We start from the raw sequence: 20398 nt of genomic DNA, 5'->3' as shown, positions 1-20398 counted from the left end.
GGCGCGTACGCAAAACGGACCGGAAATCGACGGGCGATTTCCGGTCCCTTTGCGATCAGCCGTATCGAAAGGCTTGCCTTACTTCGGCTGGGGCTTGCGCACCGACAGGTGCAGCTCCCTGAGCCGCGTCTCCTCCAGCTCCGTCGGCGCGCCCATCATCAGGTCCTGGGCGTTGCCGTTGAGCGGGAAGGCGATCGTCTCGCGGATGTTCGGCTCGTCCGCCAGCAGCATCACGATGCGGTCGACGCCGGGCGCGATGCCACCGTGCGGCGGGGCGCCGAAGCGGAGCGCGCGGAGCATGCCGGCGAACTCGCGCTCGACGGTCTCCTCGTCGTACCCCGCGATCCCGAACGCCTTGAGCATGATGTCCGGCTCGTGGTTCCGGATCGCGCCGGAGGACAGCTCGACGCCGTTGCAGACGATGTCGTACTGCCAGGCCAGGACGTCCAGCGGGTCCTGGTTCTCCAGGGCGTCCATGCCGCCCTGGGGCATCGAGAACGGGTTGTGCGAGAAGTCGATCTTCCCGGTGTCCTCGTCCTTCTCGAACATCGGGAAGTCGACGATCCAGCAGAACCGGAAGACGTTCTCCTCGAAGTGGCCGGCGCGCTGGGCGGCCTCGACCCGCACCGCGCCCATGATCTTCGAGACCTCGTCGAACTCGCCCGCGCCGAAGAACACGGCGTGACCGGCGGCCAGGGACAGCCGCTTGGTGAGCTCGGCGACGTTCTCCTCGGTGAGGAACTTGGCGATCGGGCCGGAGAGCGACCCGTCCTCGGCGACGCGCACCCAGGCCAGGCCCTTCGCACCCTGCGAGACGGCGTAGTCACCGAGCTGGTCGAAGAACTTGCGGGGCTGCGCCGAGACGTCCGGCACCGGCAGCGCGCGCACGTGCTTGCCGGCGAACGCCTTGAACTCCGAGCCCGCGAAGATGTCGGTGATGTCGACGAGCTCCAGCTTGGCGCGCAGGTCCGGCTTGTCGGAGCCGTACTTCAGCATCGCCTCGCGGAACGGGATGCGCGGGAACGGCGAGGTGACCTCACGGCCGCCGCCGAACTCCGTGAACAGCTCGGTCATCAGCTGCTCGATCGGCTGGAAGACGTCCTCCTGCTCGACGAAGCTCATCTCGACGTCGAGCTGGTAGAACTCGCCCGGCGAACGGTCCGCGCGCGCGTCCTCGTCCCGGAAGCAGGGCGCGATCTGGAAGTAGCGGTCGAAGCCGGAGATCATCAGCAGCTGCTTGAACTGCTGCGGCGCCTGCGGCAGGGCGTAGAACCTGCCCGCGTGCAGGCGGGAGGGGACGACGAAGTCGCGGGCGCCCTCGGGGGAGGTCGCCGTCAGGATCGGCGTCGCCATCTCGTTGAAGCCGAGGGTGACCATCTTGTGCCGGATCGCGGAGATGACCGCCGTGCGCAGCATGATGTTGCGGTGCATGCGCTCGCGGCGCAGGTCCAGGAAGCGGTACTCCAGGCGCCGTTCCTCGTTGACGCCGTCCTCGGTGTTGATGGTGAAGGGGAGCGGCTGGGCGGCACCGAGCAGCTCGACCTCGTTCACCTCGACCTCGACCTCACCGGTCGGCAGGTCCGGGTTCACGTTCTCCGTGCCTCGGGAGACGACCTGGCCGTCGACGCGGACCGTGGACTCCTTGGTCAGCCCGTCGAGGGCCTCGTAGGCGGGCGTGCCGGGACGGGCGACGAGCTGCGTGATGCCGTAGTGGTCGCGCAGATCGATGAAGAGGATGCCGCCCAGGTCGCGCCGATTGTGCAGCCAGCCACTCAGCCGGACGTCGGTGCCGACGTCAGTGGCGCGGAGCTCGCCGCAGGTATGGGACCTGTACCGGTGCATCGTCGTTTCATCCAGTCTTCGCGGATCGGGGTCTGTCGCACACGCCGGTCGCACGCGTCTGTCGCACGCGTCCGTTGCACGCTTGTGTTTCGCGCGGCTGTTTCACGTGAAACTCCGCCAAGCGTACCGGGCACCCCGAGATCGACTCCCCACCATTTAGGTCTGCGGATCAGTAGCAGTCTTCGAGCGCCTCTCCATAAAGTGGGTCAATGCGTACTGGAGAGCCCCTGCCCGCCGTGGGGGAGGCCCTCGTCGCTCTCGCGACTGGCCTGTGGCGCTGGGACAACGACGCGGGGCTCGTCATCTTGGACGCCGAGGCCGCGCGGCTGGTCGGGTTGCCCGCCCGGCCGATCACCCTCACCGAGGGTGCGATGCGCTCCCGCTTCCACCCCATCGACTGGAACGAGATCGACGGGATAGTCCGACTCGCCGCCGCCGAGGGCACTCTCGCGGAGGCCCGGCTGCGGATCATGGACGAACGCGGCCGTGTGATCCGTACGGTGCGCAGCCGCTCCAAGCCGATCGTCGACCCGACCACCGGCGAGTACGAGCTGATCGGCACGCTCCAGGAGGTCGCCGAGCCGCCGCCTGGTACCGCCGCGCGCACTCCGGTCACCGGGGACTGGCGCCGCTCCCGCGAGGCATTCCTGCTGGACGCGGGCCGTGGGCTGGCCGAGGCCCGCTCCACGGCGGAGGTCCTGCGGGTCGCGGCCGGCCTGTCCATGCCGGGTTTCTCCCCGGACGGCCTGGCCGTCTTCGGTGTGCAGGGCGACCGTCTCACGATCATCGGCCACCACGGCCAGCAGCCCGGTGACGAGAGCTCCTTCTCCCACATGGCGCTCGCGACGGACTATCCGGCCGCCGAGGTGGTCCGTACCGGACGTGCCGTCTACCTCTCCACGCCCGAGGACTACAAGTCCCGCTACCCGCTCACCTGGCCGCTCACCGAGCAGTTCGGCCGTCACTCCTGGGCGTTCCTGCCGCTGACGGTGGCCGGCCGCACGATGGGCGCGTGGATGGCGGCCTTCGCCTACCCGGTGGCGTTCACGCCGGACGAGCGCTCGGTCCTGACGACCGTGGCGAGAATGCTCGCGCAGGCCCTGTCCCGGGCGGGCCTCGCGGAGTCGGAACGGGAGCTGACGGACGGCCTCCAGCGGTCGATGCTCCCCTCCCTCGGCCCCGGGATCCCGGGCATGAGCGTCGCGGCCCGCTATGTGCCGACCGGCGGCGGTCTCCAGGTCGGCGGCGACTGGTACGACATGATCCCGCTGCCCAACGGCCGTTTCGCCCTGGTCATCGGTGACGTCCAGGGTCATGACGTGCGGGCGGCGGGCGTGATGGGGCAGCTCCGCATCGCGCTGCGCGCGTACGCCTCGGAGGGTCACCGCCCCGACGCGGTCCTCTCCCGCGCGTCCCGCTTTCTGCACGGGATCAGCTACGGCGACCCGGACGTCGCCGACCTGCGTTTCGCAACCTGTCTGTACGTGGAGGCCGATCCGACGACCGGCGTCCTGGACATCGCCAGGGCCGGCCACCCCGACCCGGCGATCCGTATGGCGGACGGCACGGTCCTGGCCCGCCCGACGGCCGGCGGCCTCCCGCTGGGCATCGACCCGGACGCCGACTACCCCACCACCCGGATCACCCTGGAACCCGGCGAGACGCTCCTGCTGTGCACCGACGGCCTGATCGAGACCGGCGGCCATGACATCGAGACCGGCTGGAAACGCATCCGCGCGATCCTCGAGGAACACGACGGCGGCCTCGAGGAACTGGCCGACGCCCTGGTGCAGGCCGTCCACGGGCCGTCCTCCCACCACACCACCGGCTCGCTGGCCGACCGCCGCGAGGACGACATCGCGGTACTCCTGCTGTGCCGGCAGGGGGAGGGCTGCGGCTGCGGCGACACGGTGGTCATCCGCCCCACGGTCCGGCGCACGATGCTGTCGGTGGCCCAGGCGGAACCGGAACGGGTGGCGGTGGCCCGCCATCAGCTGCGGGAGCTGCTGCATGACTGGAGGTCGGCGGACCAGGTCGACTCGGCGGTGTTGCTGTCGTCGGAGCTGCTGACCAACGTCCTGGTCCACACCGACGCGGACGCGCTGCTGCTGGCCGAGGTGCGGGGCGGTCCCAGCGGGCCGGACGAACCTGGACTGCGCCGGGTGCGGGTGGAGGTCACCGACACGAGCGACGACCTCCCGCACAAGCGCAGCCCGGGCGAGCTGGCCTCCTCGGGGCGGGGTCTGATGCTGATCGAACTGCTCGCGGACGGGTGGGGGGTGGACCCGCGGGGCGAGGGGAAGAGCATCTGGTTCGAGCTCTACGAGGCGCCGGACGGGCCGTCGGACGGGCCGTCGGACGGGTCGCCGGACGGGCCATCGGAGGGGCCTGGTAGGGGCTCGTCCGGTGAGTTCGCCGAAGACTCCACCGGGACTCCGTAACGCGTCCGCAGTTCGTGTACGACGCCGAAGGCGGCGGCGGTCAACGGCACGGCGAGCAGCATCCCCAGGATCCCCGCCACCGAGGCCCCCGCCGTGATGGCGAGCATCACCAGCGCCGGATGCATCTGCACGGTCCGGCTCTGGATCGCCGGCTGGAGCACGTGGCCCTCCAGCACCTGCACCGCGACCACCACCCCGAGCACCCACAACGCGATCACGAACCCGCGGTCGGCGAACGCGACGAGCACGGCGAGTGCGCCGGAGAGGAACGCGCCGAGGTAGGGGATGTAGGCCCCCACGAAGACGAGCGCGCCCAGGCCGACGGCGCCCGGCACATCGAGGATGAGCAGCCCGACGGTGATGCAGACGGCGTCGATGAAGGCGATCAGCGTGGTCCCCCGCATGAATCCCTCGACCGCCTCGAAGGCCCGCCGGGCCATGGCATCCATGAGGTCACCACTGTGCCGCGGGGCGACGGACCGCAGGGCGTCGGCGGCCCTGTCGGAGTCCCGCAGGAAGAAGAAGACGAGCAGCAGCGCGAGCACGGCCATGGCGATGGTCTCGCCGACGACACTGACACCGCTGATGACACCGGAGGCCGCCGTCCCGCCGAACTTGCCGAGGAGTTCCCGCGCGTTGGAGGCGAGGTCGTCCAGGGAGGTCCCGGCCGCCCCGAAGTGCTCCGCGACTCCCCGCGCCGCGTTCTTGAGCGAGTCGACGATCTCGTCCCCGGTGTCGATGAGCGCGGCCACCACGATGTACACGGCGCCACCGACGACGCCGACCACCGCGACACAGGTGAGCCCGGCGGCGAGGGACCGGTTGACCTTCGCCTTCACCAGCCGCCGGTGCAGCGGCCTGAGCAGAGCGGTCCCGAGCAGAGCGAGCAGGACGGGCACGACCGCCGTACGGAACTCCACGCAGAGCCGGATCCCGACGTAGACGACCCCGGCGACCAGCAGGGCGACGGCACACCAGGCACCGACCCGCCGGACGGGGTCGGGGAGGAGCGGCCGGGGTGCGTGCACGCTCCTATCTGGCCATACGTCAGGTTCGGTGTCGCGCTGGGGAGTCTGAACGGGGGCCGGTGTGCGGAATCGACGCGTCGGCCCGCTTTCGGATGAACATCCTTGCGCGGAACGTGAGTTGTACCTACTTGTGCCTGGCTTCCGAGGTGGAGGTGACGCTCGGACCGAGACAGGGCCCGAAGCCACAACACAAGGTTGCGGCTTCGGGCCCTGTCCTACCGTGCCGGAGAACTACAGCCCGCCCTCGGACATCCCGTGCACCGCCGGGATCGTCCCCAGCAGGCCCTTCTGGAAGTCGTCGAACGCCTGCTGGAGTTCGTCACGGGTGTTCATGACGAACGGGCCGTAGTGGGCCATCGGCTCACGGATCGGCTGGCCGCCGAGGAGGACGACCTCCAGGTCCGGGGTGTGGGAGTCCTGCTTCTCGTCCGCGCGGACGGTCAGCGAGGAACCGGCGCCGAAGACCGCGGTCTGCCCCACGTGGATCGGACGTCGCTCCGCGCCCACCGCGCCCTTGCCCGCGAGCACGTACGCCAGACCGTTGAAGTCCTCGCGCCACGGCAGGGTGAGCTCGGCGCCCGGCGCCAGCGTCGCGTGGACCATGGTGATCGGGGTGTGGGTGATACCGGGACCGTCGTGACCGTCCAGCTCGCCCGCGATGACGCGCAGCAGCGCGCCGCCGTCGGGACTGGTGAGCAGCTGGACGTTGCCGCCGCGGATGTCCTGGTAGCGCGGGGGCATCATCTTGTCCTTGGCCGGCAGGTTCACCCACAGCTGGAGCCCGTGGAAGAGACCGCCGGACATGACGAGGTGCTCCGGCGGGGCCTCGATGTGCAGCAGGCCCGAGCCGGCCGTCATCCACTGGGTGTCGCCGTTGGTGATGGTGCCGCCGCCACCCTGGCTGTCCTGGTGGTCGAAGATCCCGTCGATGATGTAGGTGACGGTCTCGAAGCCGCGGTGCGGATGCCACGGGGTGCCCTTCGGCTCCCCGGGTGCGTAGTCCACCTCGCCCATCTGATCCATCATGATGAACGGGTCCAGGTGGCGATAGTTGATCCCGGCGAACGCCCGGCGCACCGGGAAGCCCTCGCCTTCGAAACCGCTCGGCGCGGTCGTGACAGTGAGTACGGGACGGGCCACGGCGTCCGCGGGTGCGGCGACTCGCGGCAGCGTCAGCGGGTTCTCGACGGTCACTGCAGGCATGTCGGTACCTCCTTGTGCTCCGAGTTTAGTTGAGCGTTGAACTTTCTGCCACCCCTAACCGGCACAGCGGGGCAGGTATTCCCACCGGGTTCCGGGAGAGGTGGCGGACGCGGGGCAGCGCCAGGAGGCCGGTGCCCCGCGCGGGGCACCGGCCTCCTGTGGCGTGATCCGAACGAGGGGGCTAGCCGCCGTACATCCGGCGCATGGCGAACTCGACCATCTGCTCCACGGCCTTCGCGTCGAACACCATCCGGTGCTCGCCCTCCATGTCGAGGACGAAGCCGTACCCGGTCGGAAGCAGGTCGATCACCTCGGAGCCGGTGATCACGAAGTACTTGGACTCCTTGCCCGCGTACCGGCGCAGCTCCTTGAGCGAGGTGAACATCGGGATCACCGGCTGCTGGGTGTTGTGCAGGGCGAGGAAGCCGGGGTTGTCGCCGCGCGGGCAGTAGACCTTCGAGGTCGCGAAGACCTGCTGGAAGTCCTCCGCCGTCACCTGGCCGGTGGTGAAGGCGCGCACCGCGTCGGCGAGCGAGGGCGGGGACGGCTCCGGGTACAGCGGCGACTGCTGCCCGTAGCCGCCCGCGCCGGACATGGGCTGCTGCGGCGGGGCGTACTGCTGCTGAGCGCCGACGTTCTGGTCGTAGCCGTACATGCGCGCAAGCGTACCGACTAGACCCTTCTCACACTTGACCGAGTAGGGGTTGCTTCTTATTACCGACGGGTAGCATCATCGGAGCTACTTATTGGTATGTGAACTAGGTTGCGAGGAGTCAGTGCCTCGCCGATCCCTTACGGAGCCGTCGCCATGGGGCACTACAAGTCGAATCTCCGCGACATCGAGTTCAACCTCTTCGAGGTGCTCGGGCGCGACAAGCTGTACGGGACCGGCCCGTTCGCGGAGACGGACACGGACACCGCGAAGAGCATCCTGGAGGAGCTGACCCGCCTCTCGGAGAACGAGCTGGCGGAGTCCTTCACCGACGCCGACCGCAACCCGCCGGTCTTCGACCCGGAGACCAACACCGCGCCCGTACCCGCGTCCTTCAAGAAGAGCTACCAGGCCTTCATGGACTCCGAGTACTGGCGCCTGGGCCTGCCCGAGGAGATCGGCGGCACGACCGCGCCCCGCTCCCTGATCTGGGCCTACGCGGAGCTGATCCTCGGCGCCAACCCGGCCGTGTGGATGTACTCCTCCGGCCCCGCCTTCGCGGGCATCCTCTTCGACGAGGGCAACGACGTACAGAAGAAGATCGCGCAGATCGCCGTCGACAAGCAGTGGGGCTCGACGATGGTCCTCACCGAGCCCGACGCGGGTTCCGACGTGGGCGCCGGACGCACCAAGGCGGTCCAGCAGGAGGACGGGTCCTGGCACATCGAGGGCGTGAAGCGGTTCATCACGTCCGGTGAGCACGACATGTCGGAGAACATCCTCCACTACGTGCTGGCCAGGCCGGAGGGTGCCGGGCCCGGCACCAAGGGGCTCTCCCTCTTCCTCGTCCCCAAGTACCTCTTCGACTTCGAGACCGGCGAGCTGGGCGAGCGCAACGGCGCCTACGCCACCAACGTCGAGCACAAGATGGGCCTGAAGGCCTCCAACACCTGCGAGATGACCTTCGGCGACCGGCACCCCGCCAAGGGCTGGCTGATCGGCGACAAGCACGACGGCATCCGGCAGATGTTCCGGATCATCGAGTTCGCCCGGATGATGGTCGGCACGAAGGCGATCTCCACGCTGTCGACGGGCTACCTGAACGCGCTGGAGTACGCCAAGGAGCGCGTCCAGGGCCCCGACCTGGCGAACTTCATGGACAAGGCCGCGCCCAAGGTCACCATCACGCACCACCCCGACGTGCGCCGCTCGCTGATGACGCAGAAGGCGTACGCGGAGGGCATGCGCGCCCTGGTGATGTACACCGCCGCCGTCCAGGACGAGATCCAGGTCAAGGAGACGAACGGCGAGGACGCCGCCACCGAGCACGCCCTCAACGACCTGCTCCTGCCGATCGTGAAGGGCTACGGCTCCGAGAAGGCCTACGAGCTGCTCGCCCAGTCGCTGCAGACCTTCGGCGGCTCCGGCTTCCTGCAGGAGTACCCGATCGAGCAGTACATCCGCGACGCCAAGATCGACACCCTGTACGAGGGCACCACCGCGATCCAGGGCCAGGACTTCTTCTTCCGGAAGATCGTCCGCAACCAGGGCGCGGCCCTGAACTCCCTCGCCGAGGACATCAAGAAGTTCCTGGCGCTGGGCACCGGCGGCGAGGAGCTCTCCGCGGCCCGCGAGCACCTCGCCAAGGCCGCCGTGGAGCTGGAGGCGATCGTCGGTCTGATGCTGACCGACCTCGCGGCCACCGAGCAGGACGTCAAGAACATCTACAAGGTGGGCCTGAACACCACCCGCCTGCTGCTGGCCTCCGGTGACGTGGTCGTCGGCTACCTGCTCCTCAAGGGCGCCGCGATCGCCGCCGAGAAGCTGGAGACGGCCCCCGCCAAGTCCGTGTCCGCCAAGGACGTGGCCTTCTACACCGGCAAGATCGCGGCGGCGAAGTTCTTCGCGGCCAACGTCCTGCCCGGCGTGACCCTGGCCCGCAAGATCGCCGAGGGCGTCGAGCTGGACCTGATGGAGCTGGACGAGGCGGCGTTCTAAGCTCCGCCCACCTCTACACAGCCCCAGGAAGGCCCGCTCTCGCATGATGGGGAGCGGGCCTTCGCCCGTCGTTCCAGGGTCCTAAGGTGAACCCATGACCGAACCCTCCCGCTTCGACCGCGGACTCACCGATGACCTGATGTCCTTCCTCGCGGCCAGCCCGTCGCCCTACCACGCGGTGGCGAACGCCGCCGCGCGGCTGGAGAAGGCCGGCTTCAGGCAGGTCTCGGAGACGGACGCCTGGGACGGGACGAGCGGCGGCAAGTACGTGCTGCGCGGCGGGGCGATCGTCGCCTGGTACGTCCCCGAGGGCGCCGCCGCGCACACCCCGTTCCGGATCGTCGGCGCGCACACCGACTCCCCCAACCTCCGGGTCAAGCCGCGACCGGACATGGGGGCGCAGGGCTGGCGGCAGGTGGCCGTGGAGATCTACGGCGGGCCGCTGCTGAACACCTGGCTCGACCGCGACCTGGGGCTGGCCGGCCGGCTGACCCTGCGGGACGGTTCGACGCGTCTGGTGAACGTCGACCGGCCGCTGCTGCGAGTGCCCCAACTCGCCATCCACCTGGACCGTTCCGTGTCCGCCGAGGGCCTCAAGCTGGACAAGCAGCGGCATCTGCAGCCCGTCTGGGGGCTGGGCGGCGATGTGCGCGACGGCGACCTGATCGCCTTCCTGGAGGAGGAGACCGGGCTCGGCGCGGGCGAGGTGACCGGCTGGGACCTGATGACCCACTCCGTGGAACCGCCGGCCTACCTCGGCCGCGACCAGGACCTGGTCGCCGGACCCCGGATGGACAACCTGCTGTCGGTGCACGCCGGGGTCAACGCGCTGGCGGCGCTGGCCGGGGACCTCGGCAACGACCCGGCGGCCGCGCGGCAGGGGCCCGGCCCGTACATCCCGGTGCTGGCCGCCTTCGACCACGAGGAGACCGGCTCGCAGTCGGACACCGGCGCGGACGGGCCGCTGCTCGGCGGTGTGCTGGAGCGTTCGGTGTTCGCGCGCGGAGGATCGTACGAGGACCGGGCGAGGGCCTTCGCGGGCACCGTCTGTCTGTCCTCCGACACCGGCCACGCGGTGCACCCCAACTACGCGGAGCGGCACGACCCCACGCACCACCCGCGGGTCAACGGCGGTCCGATCCTCAAGGTCAACGTCAACAACCGCTACGCCACGGACGGTTCGGGCCGGGCGGTCTTCGCCGCCGCCTGCGAGAAGGCCGGCGTGCCCTTCCAGTCCTTCGTGTCCAACAACTCCATGCCCTGCGGCACCACGATCGGCCCGATCACCGCGGCCCGGCACGGCATCCACACCGTCGACATCGGGGTCGCCATCCTGTCCATGCACAGCGCCCGCGAGTTGTGCGGCGCCGACGACCCGTATCTGCTGGCGAACGCGCTGGTGGCGTTCCTGCGGGGGTAGGGCCCGCTCCGGAAAGGCTCGGCGCTGCATGGGGGTTGACAACCGGGGTACCCGCAGTCACGGACCGGAACGACCGGACCGGACAGGGAGGCAACAGCCATGGGCCTCGGCGGATGCATCATCCTCATCGCCGTGGGAGCCATCCTCACGTTCGCGACCGACTGGGACATGCAGGGGGTAAACCTCGACCTGGTCGGCATCATCCTGATGATCGTGGGACTGATCGGCGTCTCGACGTTCAGCAGCATCGCCCGGCGCAGGCGGGTCGTGGCACCGCCCACGACCACGGTCGTCGAGGAACGGCACCACACGCGCGACGGTTACAGCGACGGCTACGGCGTCTGACACGGCCTCTGATACGGCCTTTGACGGCGGCAGCCGCACGGCCGGAAACCGGATTTCGGGCACGAGCGGTCTGGGGCAGAAGGCTTTCCGGTCGCGAGCACCTCGGTCACGAGCATTTCGGGCACATGCACTGGAGCGGTACAGGACCCCCGGCACGGTATGCACAGGGTAAGAACTGACAACCTTGAGCATTCCGTGACCTGGGGTGTCTTGTGTGGTTGTGTGAGTGTCGTGAAAACTCTGGGTTCTGAAGCCCGGAGGTGGAGGCAGCGCCGGGCCCTACCACTGCACCTCGGGGGGTCCACGTGCTCGACCTCGCTTCCCCCGCGGCGACCGCCCCGGCCCGCGACCCGTACCCACGCCGCCACGGCCGGCACGCCGCCCGCCGAGCCCACGCCGCCCCGGAGGCCCCCGGCCCCGTGCCGCGGCTCGCGGTGCTGATACCGGCCCACAACGAGCACGACCGCATCGCCGCCGCCATCCAGGGCCTGTGGGACCAGACCAGGCGCCCGGACCTCGTCGTGGTCGTCGCCGACAACTGCACCGACGACACCGCGGCGATAGCCGAGGCGTACGGCGCGCAGGTCTTCCACACGCACGGCAACACCCACAAGAAGGCCGGTGCTCTCAACCAGGCCATCGCCTGGCTCCTGCCCCACCTGGACGACCTGGACCTGCTGCTGGTGCAGGACGCCGACACCGTTCTCGACCCGACGTTCGCCGAGACCGCTCTCGCCACCGTCAACCGCAGGGTCGGCGCGGTCGGCGGCGTCTTCTACGGCGAGTCGGGCGGCGGCCTCCTCGGTCTGCTCCAACGCATGGAGTTCCACCGCTACGCCTGGGAACTGGAACGCACCGGCGGCAAGGCCCAGGTCCTCACCGGAACCGGGACCATGTTCCGCGCCCGGGTGCTGCGCGAGGTGCGCGCCGCCCGCCGGGCCGGGGTGATCGGCGGCGGCACGAGCTACTACAGCCTCGCCTCGCTCACCGAGGACGACGAGATGACCAAGGCCGTCAAGACCCTCGGCTACCGCACCATGTCACCGGCCGGCTGCGCGGTCACCACCGAGGTCATGCCCACCTGGGGCAAGCTGTGGCACCAGCGTCTGCGCTGGCAGCGCGGCGCCCTGGAGAACCTGCGCGACTACGGCTGGACCCGGGTCACCGCCCGCTACTTCGCCCAGCAGTTCCTGATGGGCTTCGGCGCGCTGTCCTTTCTCGTCTACCTGACCTTCATGGCCACGTACACCACGTTGTACGGCTGGCCCGGCTTCTCCCCGTTCTGGACCGCGATCGGCCTGATCTTCCTGGTCGAGAAGACCGTCTCGGTACGCCGCGCCGGCCCCCGGGCCGTCCTGGTCGCGGCGTTGATGATCCCGGAGATGCTCTACGACCTGTTCCAACACGCCGTCTACTTCTCCTCCCTGTGGGGCCTGCTGCGCCGCAGCGAGGAGAAGTGGGTGGCCACCTGAACCGCCCCCCACGCCGCAACGCACAACCCTCCTAGGAGAACGACCATGTACGGAAGAGTGATCGGCGCCGGTACCACGGGCGCGGGCGGGGCCACCCTCGCCGCCACCGGCATGTGGCACAGCATGGCGCTGATGGTCACGGCCACCACGCTGATGGCCGCGGGCTTCGCCCTGTACAAGCTGGCGCCGCGTCCGCGCCGGCGCTGACCACGAGGCCCGAAAGGCGCCCGGCGCTCCGTAGCGAGGGGCCGGGCGCCGCGGCGTGCCGTCGGTGACGGGTCAGGCCAGCGCGTGGCCCGTCGTCGCGTCCACGTGCTCCGGCACCTCGTCGTGACGGTCGCCGACCGTGAGGGTGCCGGTGGGTTCGAGGACGAGGATCGCGGCCGGTGCGGGGGCGTACGGCTTGTGTTCGGTGCCGCGGGGGACGGTGAAGACCGAGCCCCTGGGCAGGACGACCGTGCGTTCGCCGTCCCGCTCCCGCAGGGCGATGTGCAGTTCGCCGTCCAGGACCAGGAAGAACTCGTCGGTGTGGTCGTGGACGTGCCACACGTGCTCGCCCTCGACCTTCGCGACACGTACGTCGTAGTCGTTGACGGTGGTGACGATGCGGGGGCTCCACCGCTCGGTGAAGGAGGCCAGGGCGTCGGGCAGCGAGATGGGTTCCATGGGGCCATCGTGCGGGTGCCCGGCGCACCGTACGAGTGCTAGAAATCGCATATGACGCAAGGATCCTCGCAACCGCACACCGTGGTGCTGCTCGTGGACGAGAACTCCAATCCGTTCGAAATGAGCTGCGCCATCGAGGTGTTCGGGCTGCGCCGGCCCGAGCTGGGCCGGGAGCTGTACGACTTCCGGCTGTGCGCCGCGGACCCCTCGACGCGGATGCGGGACGGGTTCTTCACACTCACCGGGGTCGCCGGTCTGGAGGCGGCCCGGGACGCGGACACGCTGATCGTGCCGAACCGGCCCGACACCGACACCTCCCGCGACCCGCGGGTCCTGGACGTGGTGCGTCAGGCGCACGCACGGGGCACCCGGCTCATCGGCTTCTGCTCCGGCGCGTTCACGATGGCGGAGGCCGGACTGCTGGACGGGCGCCGCGCCGCCTGCCACTGGATGTGGGCGGAGTCCTTCCGGACACGGTTCCCGCACGTGCGGCTGGAGCCCGACGTGCTGTTCGTCGACGACGGCGACATCCTCACGGCCTCCGGGAGCGCCTCGGCGCTCGACCTCGGACTGCATGTCGTACGGCGGGACCATGGCGCCGAGGTCGCCAACCATGTCTCCCGACGGCTCGTCTTCGCCGCGCACCGGGACGGCGGGCAGCGCCAGTTCGTGGAGCGACCGGTGCCGCACGTGCCCGACGAGTCGCTCGGTCCGCTGCTGGCGTGGGCCCAGGAACGGCTGGGGGAGCCGCTGACGGTGACCGGCCTCGCGGCGCGGGCGGCGGTGTCGCCGGCGACACTGCACCGGCGTTTCCGCGCGCAGCTCGGCACGACCCCGCTGGCGTGGCTGACGGGGGAGCGGGTGGCGCTGGCCTGCCGGCTGATCGAGCGCGGGGAGGAGCGGCTCGACGTGGTGGCGGCGAGGAGCGGGCTGGGGACGGCCGCGAACCTGCGCGCGCTCGTCCGGCGCGAGACCGGGCTCAGCCCGTCGGCCTACCGGCGGCGTTTCGGACCTGCCGCCGGGGAAGCGGTGACGGTATGAGATTCCTCGTGCGCGACCGGCTCCTCGGCATCGGTGACGACTACTGGATCGAGGACGACCACGGCAACAAGTTCTTCCTCGTCGACGGCAAGGCCATGCGGCTGCGGGACACCTTCGAGCTGAAGGACACCCAGGGGCGGGTCCTGATCGACATCCACCAGAAGATGTTCGCCCTCCGGGACACCATGGTGATCGAGCGGGACGGCGAACCGCTCGCCCGCATCAGACGCAAACGGCTGTCGCTGCTGCGCAACCACTACCGGGTGTCGCTGGCGGACGGCAGCACGGAACTCGACGTCAGCGGCAAGATCCTGGACCGCGAGTTCGCCGTCGAGTACGACGGTGAGCTGCTCGCCGTCATCTCCCGGCGGTGGCTGCACGTGCGGGAGACCTACGGCCTGGACGTCGTACGGGAGGACGCGGACCCGGCGCTGCTGATCGCGGTGGCGGTGTGCGTGATCCACCTGGCGGAGAAGGAGCGGGAGGGGGACGAGGACTGAGCTGGGAGAGGGCTAGAGAACCCGGTCCTTGAGGGCCGGGAACTGCTCCCGGGTCGTCGCGACCTTCCCGGGGTCGAAGTCGACGGTGAGGGTCTCCTCGTCCGCGCCCGCCTCCGCCAGGACCTCGCCCCAGGGATCGACCACGATCGAGTGACCGGCCTGCGGAACTCCCGCATGGGTCCCGGCCGTTCCACACGCGAGCACGAACGCCTGGTTCTCCACCGCCCGCGCCTGGGCCAGCAGCGTCCAGTGCCCCCGGCGGCGCTCCGGCCAGCCCGCCGGAACGACCAGGGTCTCGGCGCCGGCGTCGACGAGACCGCGGAAGAGTTCGGGGAAACGGAGGTCGTAGCAGGTGGCCACACCGATGACGGTCTCCGGCAGACGGACCGTCACCAGGTCCCGGCCCGCGCCCATCAGCACGGCCTCGCCCTTGTCGAAGCCGAAGCGGTGGATCTTGCGGTAGGAGGCGGCCGGCTCACCGGAGGGTGAGAAGACGAGGGAGGTGTTGTAGAGGGAGCCGTCAGGGGCACGTTCGGGAATCGAGCCCGCGTGCAGCCACACACCCGCGTCGCTCGCCGCCTTGGCCATCGCCTCGTACGTCGGCCCTTCGAGGGGCTCGGCCTCGCGCCCGAAGTCCTCGTAGGCGAAGGCTCCGGTGGTCCACAGCTCCGGCAGTACGACGAGGTCCGACCCGGCCTGGCCCCGGACCATCGCGGCCACCCGACGTCGGCGGGATTCCACCGATTCGCCCTCGCCCACGGCGATCTGGATCAGAGAGGCGCGCACACTACCACCGTCCTGGCGTTCAAGCCGTCCATACGGGCCTACGATCGTCACACGAAAGCACTGCCGGGGTGCCTCTTAGCAGCGTAACTTAGCGTTCCAAGACACCCGCCGACAGCCACCTCCCGCAGGCAACGCCGCCGCACCCACCACCCGAGTACCGACCGCCGAGGGGTCCCGTTCCGTGAGTCTGCATCCCACTCTCCAGCCCTACGCCGACGCCTGGACCCACTCCATCGACGCGATATCCGAGCTTGTGCAGCCCCTCGCGGAGGGGGAGTGGAACCGGCGCACCCCGTGCCCCGGCTGGTCGGTGCGTGACGTGGTCTCGCACGTCATCGGCCTGGACTGCGAGATGCTCGGCGACCCGCGCCCCATCCACACGCTGCCGCGCGACCTGTTCCACGTCACCAACGACCACCAGCGCTACATGGAGATGCAGGTCGACGTCCGCCGCCACCACACGGCGCCCGAGATGACCTCCGAGCTGGAGTACGTGATCATCCGCCGCAACCGCCAGCTGCGCAACGAGTCACGCGACCCCGGCACGAAGGTGCGCGGCCCGCTCAGCACGGAGCACACGCTCGAAGCGTCCATGCGGGCACACGCGTTCAACGTGTGGGTGCACGAGCAGGACCTGCGCACCGCCCTCGGCCGCCCCGGCAACCTCGACTCCCCCGGCGCGTACGTCGCCCGTGACGTGCTGCTCGAAGAACTCCCCGAGGTCGTCGCGGTGGCGGCCGACGCCCCGCGCAGCTCGGCGATCGTCTTCGACGTGCACGGCCCCATCGAGTTCCTGCGCACGATCCGCATCGACATCCAGGGCCGCGGCACCCTCGAATCCACCCCCGCCCTCGGCCCCGCCGCCACCCTCTCCCTCGACTGGGAGACGTACGTGCGTCTGGCCTGCGGACGCGTGACCCCGGAACAGGTGAAGGACCGCGTGAAGACGGAGGGGGAACCCGCTCTCACCGGGGCGATCCTGCGGAACTTCGCAGTGACTCCGTAGCGGCGGGCGGTCGGGCTGTCGGGCCGTCGGCGCCGCGCGGAGGTGGGGTCCGGTGGGCGCGGGCGGCCTAGGCCGGGACGTGCACCGTCTCCACCCGGCTCGCGACCAACCGTTCCCGCTCCCGGCGCGCCGCCCGCTTGCGCAACCGCAGGATCTGGCTGACGCCCACCGCCTGCAGGACGAACACCGCGGAGAACGCGACGCGGTAGTCGTCCCCGGTCGCGTCCAGCAGGACCCCGATCGCGAACAGCGTCGTCATCGAGGCGACGAAGCCGCCCATGTTCGTGATCCCGGACGCGGTCCCCTGCCGTTCCGGCGGATTCGCCGGCCGCGCGAAGTCGAACCCGAGCATCGACGCCGGTCCGCACGCCCCCAGCACCGTGCACAGCACCACCAGCAGCCACATCGGTGCCCGCTCACCGGGATACGTCAGCGTGAGGGCCCACATCAGGGCCGTCGCCGCCACGGTGCCCAGCGCCAGGGGCAGCCGCGCCTCGTGATGCCGGGCGACGACCTGCCCGTACACCAGCCCGACGACCATGTTGGAGAGCACGACCAGCGTCAGCAGTTCGCCGGCCGTCGCCCGGGACAGTCCCTGCGCCTCGACCAGGAACGGCAGCCCCCACAGCAGCAGGAACACCATGGCCGGGAACTGGGTCGTGAAGTGCACCCACAGCCCGAGCCGGGTTCCCGGCTCCCGCCAGGACGCGGCGATCTGCCGCCGGACGTACGCCGCGCCATGGTGCGGGAACGGCTCCGGTTCGTGTCCCCGGGGATGGTCCTTGAGGAACAGCAGTACCAGCAGGAGTACTACGGCACCGGCGAGCGCGCTGCCCGCGAAGGCCGCCGTCCAGCCGATGCCGTGCAGCAGCCGGGCCAGCACGAGGGTGGAGACCAGGTTGCCCGCCATGCCGATCAGCCCGGCGAACTGCGCGACCATCGGTCCGCGCCGGGCCGGGAACCAGCGGCTGCCGAGACGCAGTACGGCGATGAAGGTCATCGCGTCTCCGCAGCCCAGCAGCGCACGCGAGGCGAGGGCCGTCCCGTACGACGGGGAGAACGCGAACCCGACCTGTCCGGCCGTGAAGAGAACGGCCCCCAGACTCAGCACCTTCTTCGTGCCGAGCCGGTCGACCAGCAGGCCGACGGGTATCTGCATGCCCGCGTAGACGAGGAGTTGGAGGATGGAGAAGGTCGACAGCGCGGAGGCGCCCACGTGGAAGCGGTCGGCCGCGTCGAGGCCTGCCACCCCCAGGGACGTACGGAAGATGACGGCGACGAAGTAGACGGAGACGCCGACGCCCCACACGGCCATCGCGCGTCGTCCGCCCGGCGGATCGCCCGGCAGCGAGACCGAGGCGGCCGAGGATGCGCTCATCGGACCTCACCCCGGGCGAGGTGCGAGAACCAGCCGACGTGCCGTCGGACCAGGCCGACCGCGGCCTCCGCGTCGCCGGAGCGCAGTGCTTCGAGGATCTCCGCGTGCTCGACGAGGGTCTTGGCGATCCGCTCGGGGTTGGAGTGCATGAGGGCGACGCCCATCCGCAACTGGCGGTCGCGGAGCTGGTCGTAGAGCCGGGAGAGGATCTCGTTGCCGCCGCTGCGGACGATCTCGGCGTGGAAGCAGCGGTCGGTGACGGCGGCCGCGGCCAGATCACCGGCGGCGGCCTGCTCCTTCTGCTTCGCCAGCAGTCCCTCCAGGCGCTCGATCAGCCCGGCGGGGGCCGGTACGGCCTTGCGCGCCGCGTGTTCCTCGACCAGGAGCCGGGTCTCGACCACGTCCGCGATCTCCTGGGCGGAGACCGGCAGGACGAGCGCTCCCTTTTTCGGATACAGCTTGATGAGTCCCTCGACCTCGAGCCGCAGCAGCGCCTCACGGACCGGCGTCCGGGAGACGCCGACGGCCTCCGCGAGTTCGCCCTCGGTGAGGAGGCTGCCGCCTTCGTAACGGCGGTCCAGGACACCCTGCTTGACGTGGGCGTAGACACGGTCGGCGGCGGGAGGTTGCTTCACGGCCAGACTCATGCCGACATCATAGATACAACAGGTACCCATGGTGCGGGCCGGTCCGGCATACGGAACGGTAGTGACGCCCTCGCCACACGGACGGGGGATCTTCCGGCAAAGAACCCCACCCCGATCCAGCGGCCGCACAACCTTCTGTGCTACTTACGTGTCACACACCTGCGGCCCCATTTTCTTCGCACCACCGCAACCGGCCGCATCTCAGGGGCATTCGAGACAATCGGGGTATCTCAGTTGATAATCGGCATCAAGGACGGCTTCCAGGTTGTCCGCTTCCGCCGAGCCGCCGCCGTCACCGTGACCGCCGGCGCCGTCCTGGCGACCGGAGCCCTCACCGCGGCGCCCGCGCAGGCCGTCACCGCGCCCACGATCGTCGCCAAGGGCGGCTACGTGATGAACAACGCGAACGGCGCGGGGCTGTACAGCAAGGCCGCGAACACCAAGCGCTCCACCGGCTCCACGACGAAGATCATGACCGCGAAGGTCGTGCTCGCGCAGTCCAACCTGAACCTGGACGCCAAGGTCACCATCCAGAAGGCCTACAGCGACTACATAGTGTCGAAGGGCGCCTCGTCGGCGCGCCTGATCGTCGGTGACAAGGTCACCGTTCGTCAGCTGCTGTACGGGCTGATGCTGCCGTCCGGCTGCGACGCCGCGTACGCGCTGGCCGACAAGTTCGGCTCGGGCACGACGCGGGCGGCGCGCGTGAAGTCGTTCATCGGCAAGATGAACGCCAGCGCCAAGAGCCTCGGCCTGACGAACACGCACTTCGACTCGTTCGACGGCATCGGCAACGGCGCGAACTACTCGACGCCGAAGGACCTGACGAAGCTCGCCAGCAGCGCGATGAAGAGCTCCACGTTCCGTACGGTCGTGAAGACGAAGGCGTACACCGCGAAGACCATCACCAAGACGGGCAGCACCCGCACGATGGCCACCTGGAAGAACACGAACACGCTGCTCAGCAACTACAGCGGCACGATCGGCGTGAAGACCGGTTCGGGCGACGAGGCCGGGTACTGCCTGGTCTTCGCCGCCACCCGCAACGGCAAGACGGTCTACGGCACCGTCCTCTCCTCCACCAGCGCCACCCAGCGCGAGACGGACGCGAAGAAGCTCCTCAACTACGGCTTCGCCAAGCTCGCCTGACGCCACAGCGGGTAACACATGGACAACGGGCCCCTCGCCGACGGCGGGGGGCCTTCACCATGTGGTCGTGACGATCCTCCCGGCCCCCCGGCCGCCCCGCGCCCCGCTCTCCACGCCCCTCGAAGAACCGCGTACGCCCCCAGGAGGCGGACGATGACCGAGGCCTCGTATCTCGCCGCGGTGCGCACGTCCTACGACACCGTCGCCGACGCCTACACGGAACTGGTCAAGCGGCCCGCGGACCTGGACCCGTTGTCCCGGGCGCTGCTGGCCGCGTTCGCGGAGACCGTGCGGTCGGCGGGGATCGGGCCGGTCGCGGACCTCGGCTGCGGTCCCGGTCTCGTGACCGCGCACCTGGCCGAACTGGGCGTGCCGGCGTTCGGCGTCGACGTGTCCCCCAGGATGGTGGAGCTGGCCCGGCGCGCCCACCCCACCCTGACGTTCAGCGTCGGCTCGCTCACCGCCCTGGACATCGAGGACGGCACCCTCGGCGGCATCCTGGCCTACTACTCCACCCACCACACCCCGCCCGAACTCCTGCCCCGCGTCTACGCCGAGTTCCACCGCACCCTCGCCCCCGGCGGCCACCTGATGCTCGCCGGTTACGTGGGAGACGGCGAACAGTTGCGCCCGACGCAGGCTTACGGCGGCCTTCCGGTGTCCTACGAGTCCCACCTCGTGCCGATGGACCACCTCGCCGAATTCCTCGGCCGCTCGGGACTGGTGGTCACCGCGCGGATGGTGCAGGAACCTGCCCACGGGGTGAAGCGGCACATCGCCACCCTGCTGGCCCACAAGCCCGTCTGACGCCCGGGCAGGAGATC

General features: G+C 69.9%; 18 protein-coding genes and 1 pseudogene. 11 read left to right on the top strand and 8 right to left on the bottom strand.

All coding sequences use genetic code 11. The features are described 5' to 3' along the window. Positions 1–78 precede the first annotated feature (78 nt). Positions 79–1842, bottom strand: coding sequence for an aspartate--tRNA ligase (gene aspS / locus ABZ027_RS35605; protein WP_356775753.1), 1764 nt, complete (start codon positions 1840–1842; stop codon positions 79–81). A gap of 209 nt (positions 1843–2051) precedes the next feature. Here aspS and ABZ027_RS35600 point away from each other — a divergent pair. Further along, positions 2052–4172 (top strand): annotated as a pseudogene (locus ABZ027_RS35600) (SpoIIE family protein phosphatase); the annotation flags it as partial. On the opposite strand, the gene ABZ027_RS35595 reads toward ABZ027_RS35600, so the two are convergent. The 3 genes from ABZ027_RS35595 to ABZ027_RS35585 all read right to left on the bottom strand — a co-directional run bounded on the left by ABZ027_RS35595 (position 4163) and on the right by ABZ027_RS35585 (position 7169). Next, complete coding sequence (locus ABZ027_RS35595; protein ID WP_356775752.1) at positions 4163–5311, bottom strand: AI-2E family transporter; 1149 nt, start codon at positions 5309–5311, stop codon at positions 4163–4165. The pseudogene ABZ027_RS35600 and the gene ABZ027_RS35595 sit on opposite strands and share 10 nt — an antisense overlap. A gap of 231 nt (positions 5312–5542) precedes the next feature. Continuing rightward, complete coding sequence (locus tag ABZ027_RS35590) at positions 5543–6514, bottom strand: pirin family protein (protein WP_356775750.1); 972 nt, start codon at positions 6512–6514, stop codon at positions 5543–5545. A 181-nt stretch (positions 6515–6695) separates the two neighbouring features. Continuing rightward, positions 6696–7169, bottom strand: coding sequence for an SseB family protein (locus ABZ027_RS35585; RefSeq protein ID WP_356775748.1), 474 nt, complete (start codon positions 7167–7169; stop codon positions 6696–6698). A gap of 153 nt (positions 7170–7322) precedes the next feature. Here ABZ027_RS35585 and ABZ027_RS35580 point away from each other — a divergent pair, with 153 nt between their 5' ends. The 5 genes from ABZ027_RS35580 (at position 7323) to ABZ027_RS35560 (ending at position 12608) form a co-directional block, all read left to right on the top strand. Then, on the top strand, positions 7323–9164 hold the full coding sequence (locus tag ABZ027_RS35580) for an acyl-CoA dehydrogenase (protein ID WP_356775746.1): 1842 nt from the start codon (positions 7323–7325) through the stop codon (positions 9162–9164). 94 nt (positions 9165–9258) lie between these two features. Next, complete coding sequence (locus tag ABZ027_RS35575; RefSeq protein ID WP_356775744.1) at positions 9259–10584, top strand: M18 family aminopeptidase; 1326 nt, start codon at positions 9259–9261, stop codon at positions 10582–10584. A gap of 99 nt (positions 10585–10683) precedes the next feature. Continuing rightward, positions 10684–10929, top strand: coding sequence for a DUF6458 family protein (locus ABZ027_RS35570; RefSeq protein ID WP_356775742.1), 246 nt, complete (start codon positions 10684–10686; stop codon positions 10927–10929). Between the two features lie 419 nt (positions 10930–11348). After that, on the top strand, positions 11349–12401 hold the full coding sequence (locus ABZ027_RS35565; protein ID WP_356775789.1) for a glycosyltransferase family 2 protein: 1053 nt from the start codon (positions 11349–11351) through the stop codon (positions 12399–12401). 45 nt (positions 12402–12446) lie between these two features. After that, positions 12447–12608: a hypothetical protein gene (locus ABZ027_RS35560; protein WP_356775740.1), complete on the top strand. Its 162-nt coding sequence runs from the start codon at positions 12447–12449 to the stop codon at positions 12606–12608. 72 nt (positions 12609–12680) lie between these two features. On the opposite strand, the gene ABZ027_RS35555 is transcribed toward ABZ027_RS35560, so the two are convergent. Next, positions 12681–13067: a cupin domain-containing protein gene (locus ABZ027_RS35555; protein WP_356775738.1), complete on the bottom strand. Its 387-nt coding sequence runs from the start codon at positions 13065–13067 to the stop codon at positions 12681–12683. A gap of 51 nt (positions 13068–13118) precedes the next feature. On the opposite strand from ABZ027_RS35555, the gene ABZ027_RS35550 reads away from it, so the two are divergent. Continuing rightward, a complete protein-coding gene (locus ABZ027_RS35550; protein ID WP_356775736.1) occupies positions 13119–14108 on the top strand; it encodes a helix-turn-helix domain-containing protein in 990 nt (329 codons plus the stop codon). Next, a complete protein-coding gene (locus ABZ027_RS35545; RefSeq protein WP_356775734.1) occupies positions 14105–14608 on the top strand; it encodes an LURP-one-related family protein in 504 nt (167 codons plus the stop codon). Before ABZ027_RS35550 ends, ABZ027_RS35545 begins: the two co-directional genes overlap by 4 nt. A gap of 12 nt (positions 14609–14620) precedes the next feature. Here the strand turns inward: ABZ027_RS35545 and ABZ027_RS35540 are convergent, their stop codons facing one another. Beyond that, positions 14621–15394, bottom strand: a complete 774-nt coding sequence (locus tag ABZ027_RS35540; RefSeq protein WP_356775732.1) for a carbon-nitrogen family hydrolase — start codon at positions 15392–15394, stop codon at positions 14621–14623. 181 nt (positions 15395–15575) lie between these two features. On the opposite strand from ABZ027_RS35540, the gene ABZ027_RS35535 reads away from it, so the two are divergent. Next, entirely contained in the window at positions 15576–16400 is an 825-nt protein-coding gene (locus ABZ027_RS35535; RefSeq protein ID WP_356775730.1) for a maleylpyruvate isomerase family mycothiol-dependent enzyme, read from the top strand. 67 nt (positions 16401–16467) lie between these two features. On the opposite strand, the gene ABZ027_RS35530 is transcribed toward ABZ027_RS35535, so the two are convergent. Then, positions 16468–17778, bottom strand: coding sequence for an MFS transporter (locus ABZ027_RS35530; protein WP_356775728.1), 1311 nt, complete (start codon positions 17776–17778; stop codon positions 16468–16470). Then, complete coding sequence (locus ABZ027_RS35525; RefSeq protein ID WP_356775726.1) at positions 17775–18425, bottom strand: GntR family transcriptional regulator; 651 nt, start codon at positions 18423–18425, stop codon at positions 17775–17777. Before ABZ027_RS35525 ends, ABZ027_RS35530 begins: the two co-directional genes overlap by 4 nt. Positions 18426–18671: 246 nt before the next feature. Here ABZ027_RS35525 and ABZ027_RS35520 point away from each other — a divergent pair, with 246 nt between their 5' ends. After that, complete coding sequence (locus ABZ027_RS35520; protein ID WP_356775787.1) at positions 18672–19574, top strand: D-alanyl-D-alanine carboxypeptidase; 903 nt, start codon at positions 18672–18674, stop codon at positions 19572–19574. A 153-nt stretch (positions 19575–19727) separates the two neighbouring features. Continuing rightward, the gene (locus tag ABZ027_RS35515; RefSeq protein WP_356775724.1) at positions 19728–20381 is read left to right on the top strand and encodes a class I SAM-dependent methyltransferase; all 654 of its coding nucleotides are present in this window, start codon (positions 19728–19730) and stop codon (positions 20379–20381) included. Positions 20382–20398: the final 17 nt, after the last annotated feature.

This window comes from Streptomyces sp. NPDC006332 (genome assembly GCF_040612855.1).
GTDB lineage: Bacteria > Actinomycetota > Actinomycetes > Streptomycetales > Streptomycetaceae > Streptomyces.
Note: the sequence above shows the minus strand (reverse complement) of the source record. Positions and strands in the feature narration are given on the sequence as shown.

Coding starts and splice junctions, on each gene's coding strand:
- aspS (WP_356775753.1), bottom strand. CDS start 1,842: ATGCACCGGTACAGGTCCCATACCTGCGGCGAGCTCCGCGCCACTGAC.
- ABZ027_RS35590 (WP_356775750.1), bottom strand. CDS start 6,514: ATGCCTGCAGTGACCGTCGAGAACCCGCTGACGCTGCCGCGAGTCGCC.
- ABZ027_RS35585 (WP_356775748.1), bottom strand. CDS start 7,169: ATGTACGGCTACGACCAGAACGTCGGCGCTCAGCAGCAGTACGCCCCG.
- ABZ027_RS35580 (WP_356775746.1), top strand. CDS start 7,323: ATGGGGCACTACAAGTCGAATCTCCGCGACATCGAGTTCAACCTCTTC.
- ABZ027_RS35575 (WP_356775744.1), top strand. CDS start 9,259: ATGACCGAACCCTCCCGCTTCGACCGCGGACTCACCGATGACCTGATG.
- ABZ027_RS35570 (WP_356775742.1), top strand. CDS start 10,684: ATGGGCCTCGGCGGATGCATCATCCTCATCGCCGTGGGAGCCATCCTC.
- ABZ027_RS35560 (WP_356775740.1), top strand. CDS start 12,447: ATGTACGGAAGAGTGATCGGCGCCGGTACCACGGGCGCGGGCGGGGCC.
- ABZ027_RS35555 (WP_356775738.1), bottom strand. CDS start 13,067: ATGGAACCCATCTCGCTGCCCGACGCCCTGGCCTCCTTCACCGAGCGG.
- ABZ027_RS35550 (WP_356775736.1), top strand. CDS start 13,119: ATGACGCAAGGATCCTCGCAACCGCACACCGTGGTGCTGCTCGTGGAC.
- ABZ027_RS35545 (WP_356775734.1), top strand. CDS start 14,105: ATGAGATTCCTCGTGCGCGACCGGCTCCTCGGCATCGGTGACGACTAC.
- ABZ027_RS35530 (WP_356775728.1), bottom strand. CDS start 17,778: ATGAGCGCATCCTCGGCCGCCTCGGTCTCGCTGCCGGGCGATCCGCCG.
- ABZ027_RS35525 (WP_356775726.1), bottom strand. CDS start 18,425: ATGAGTCTGGCCGTGAAGCAACCTCCCGCCGCCGACCGTGTCTACGCC.
- ABZ027_RS35515 (WP_356775724.1), top strand. CDS start 19,728: ATGACCGAGGCCTCGTATCTCGCCGCGGTGCGCACGTCCTACGACACC.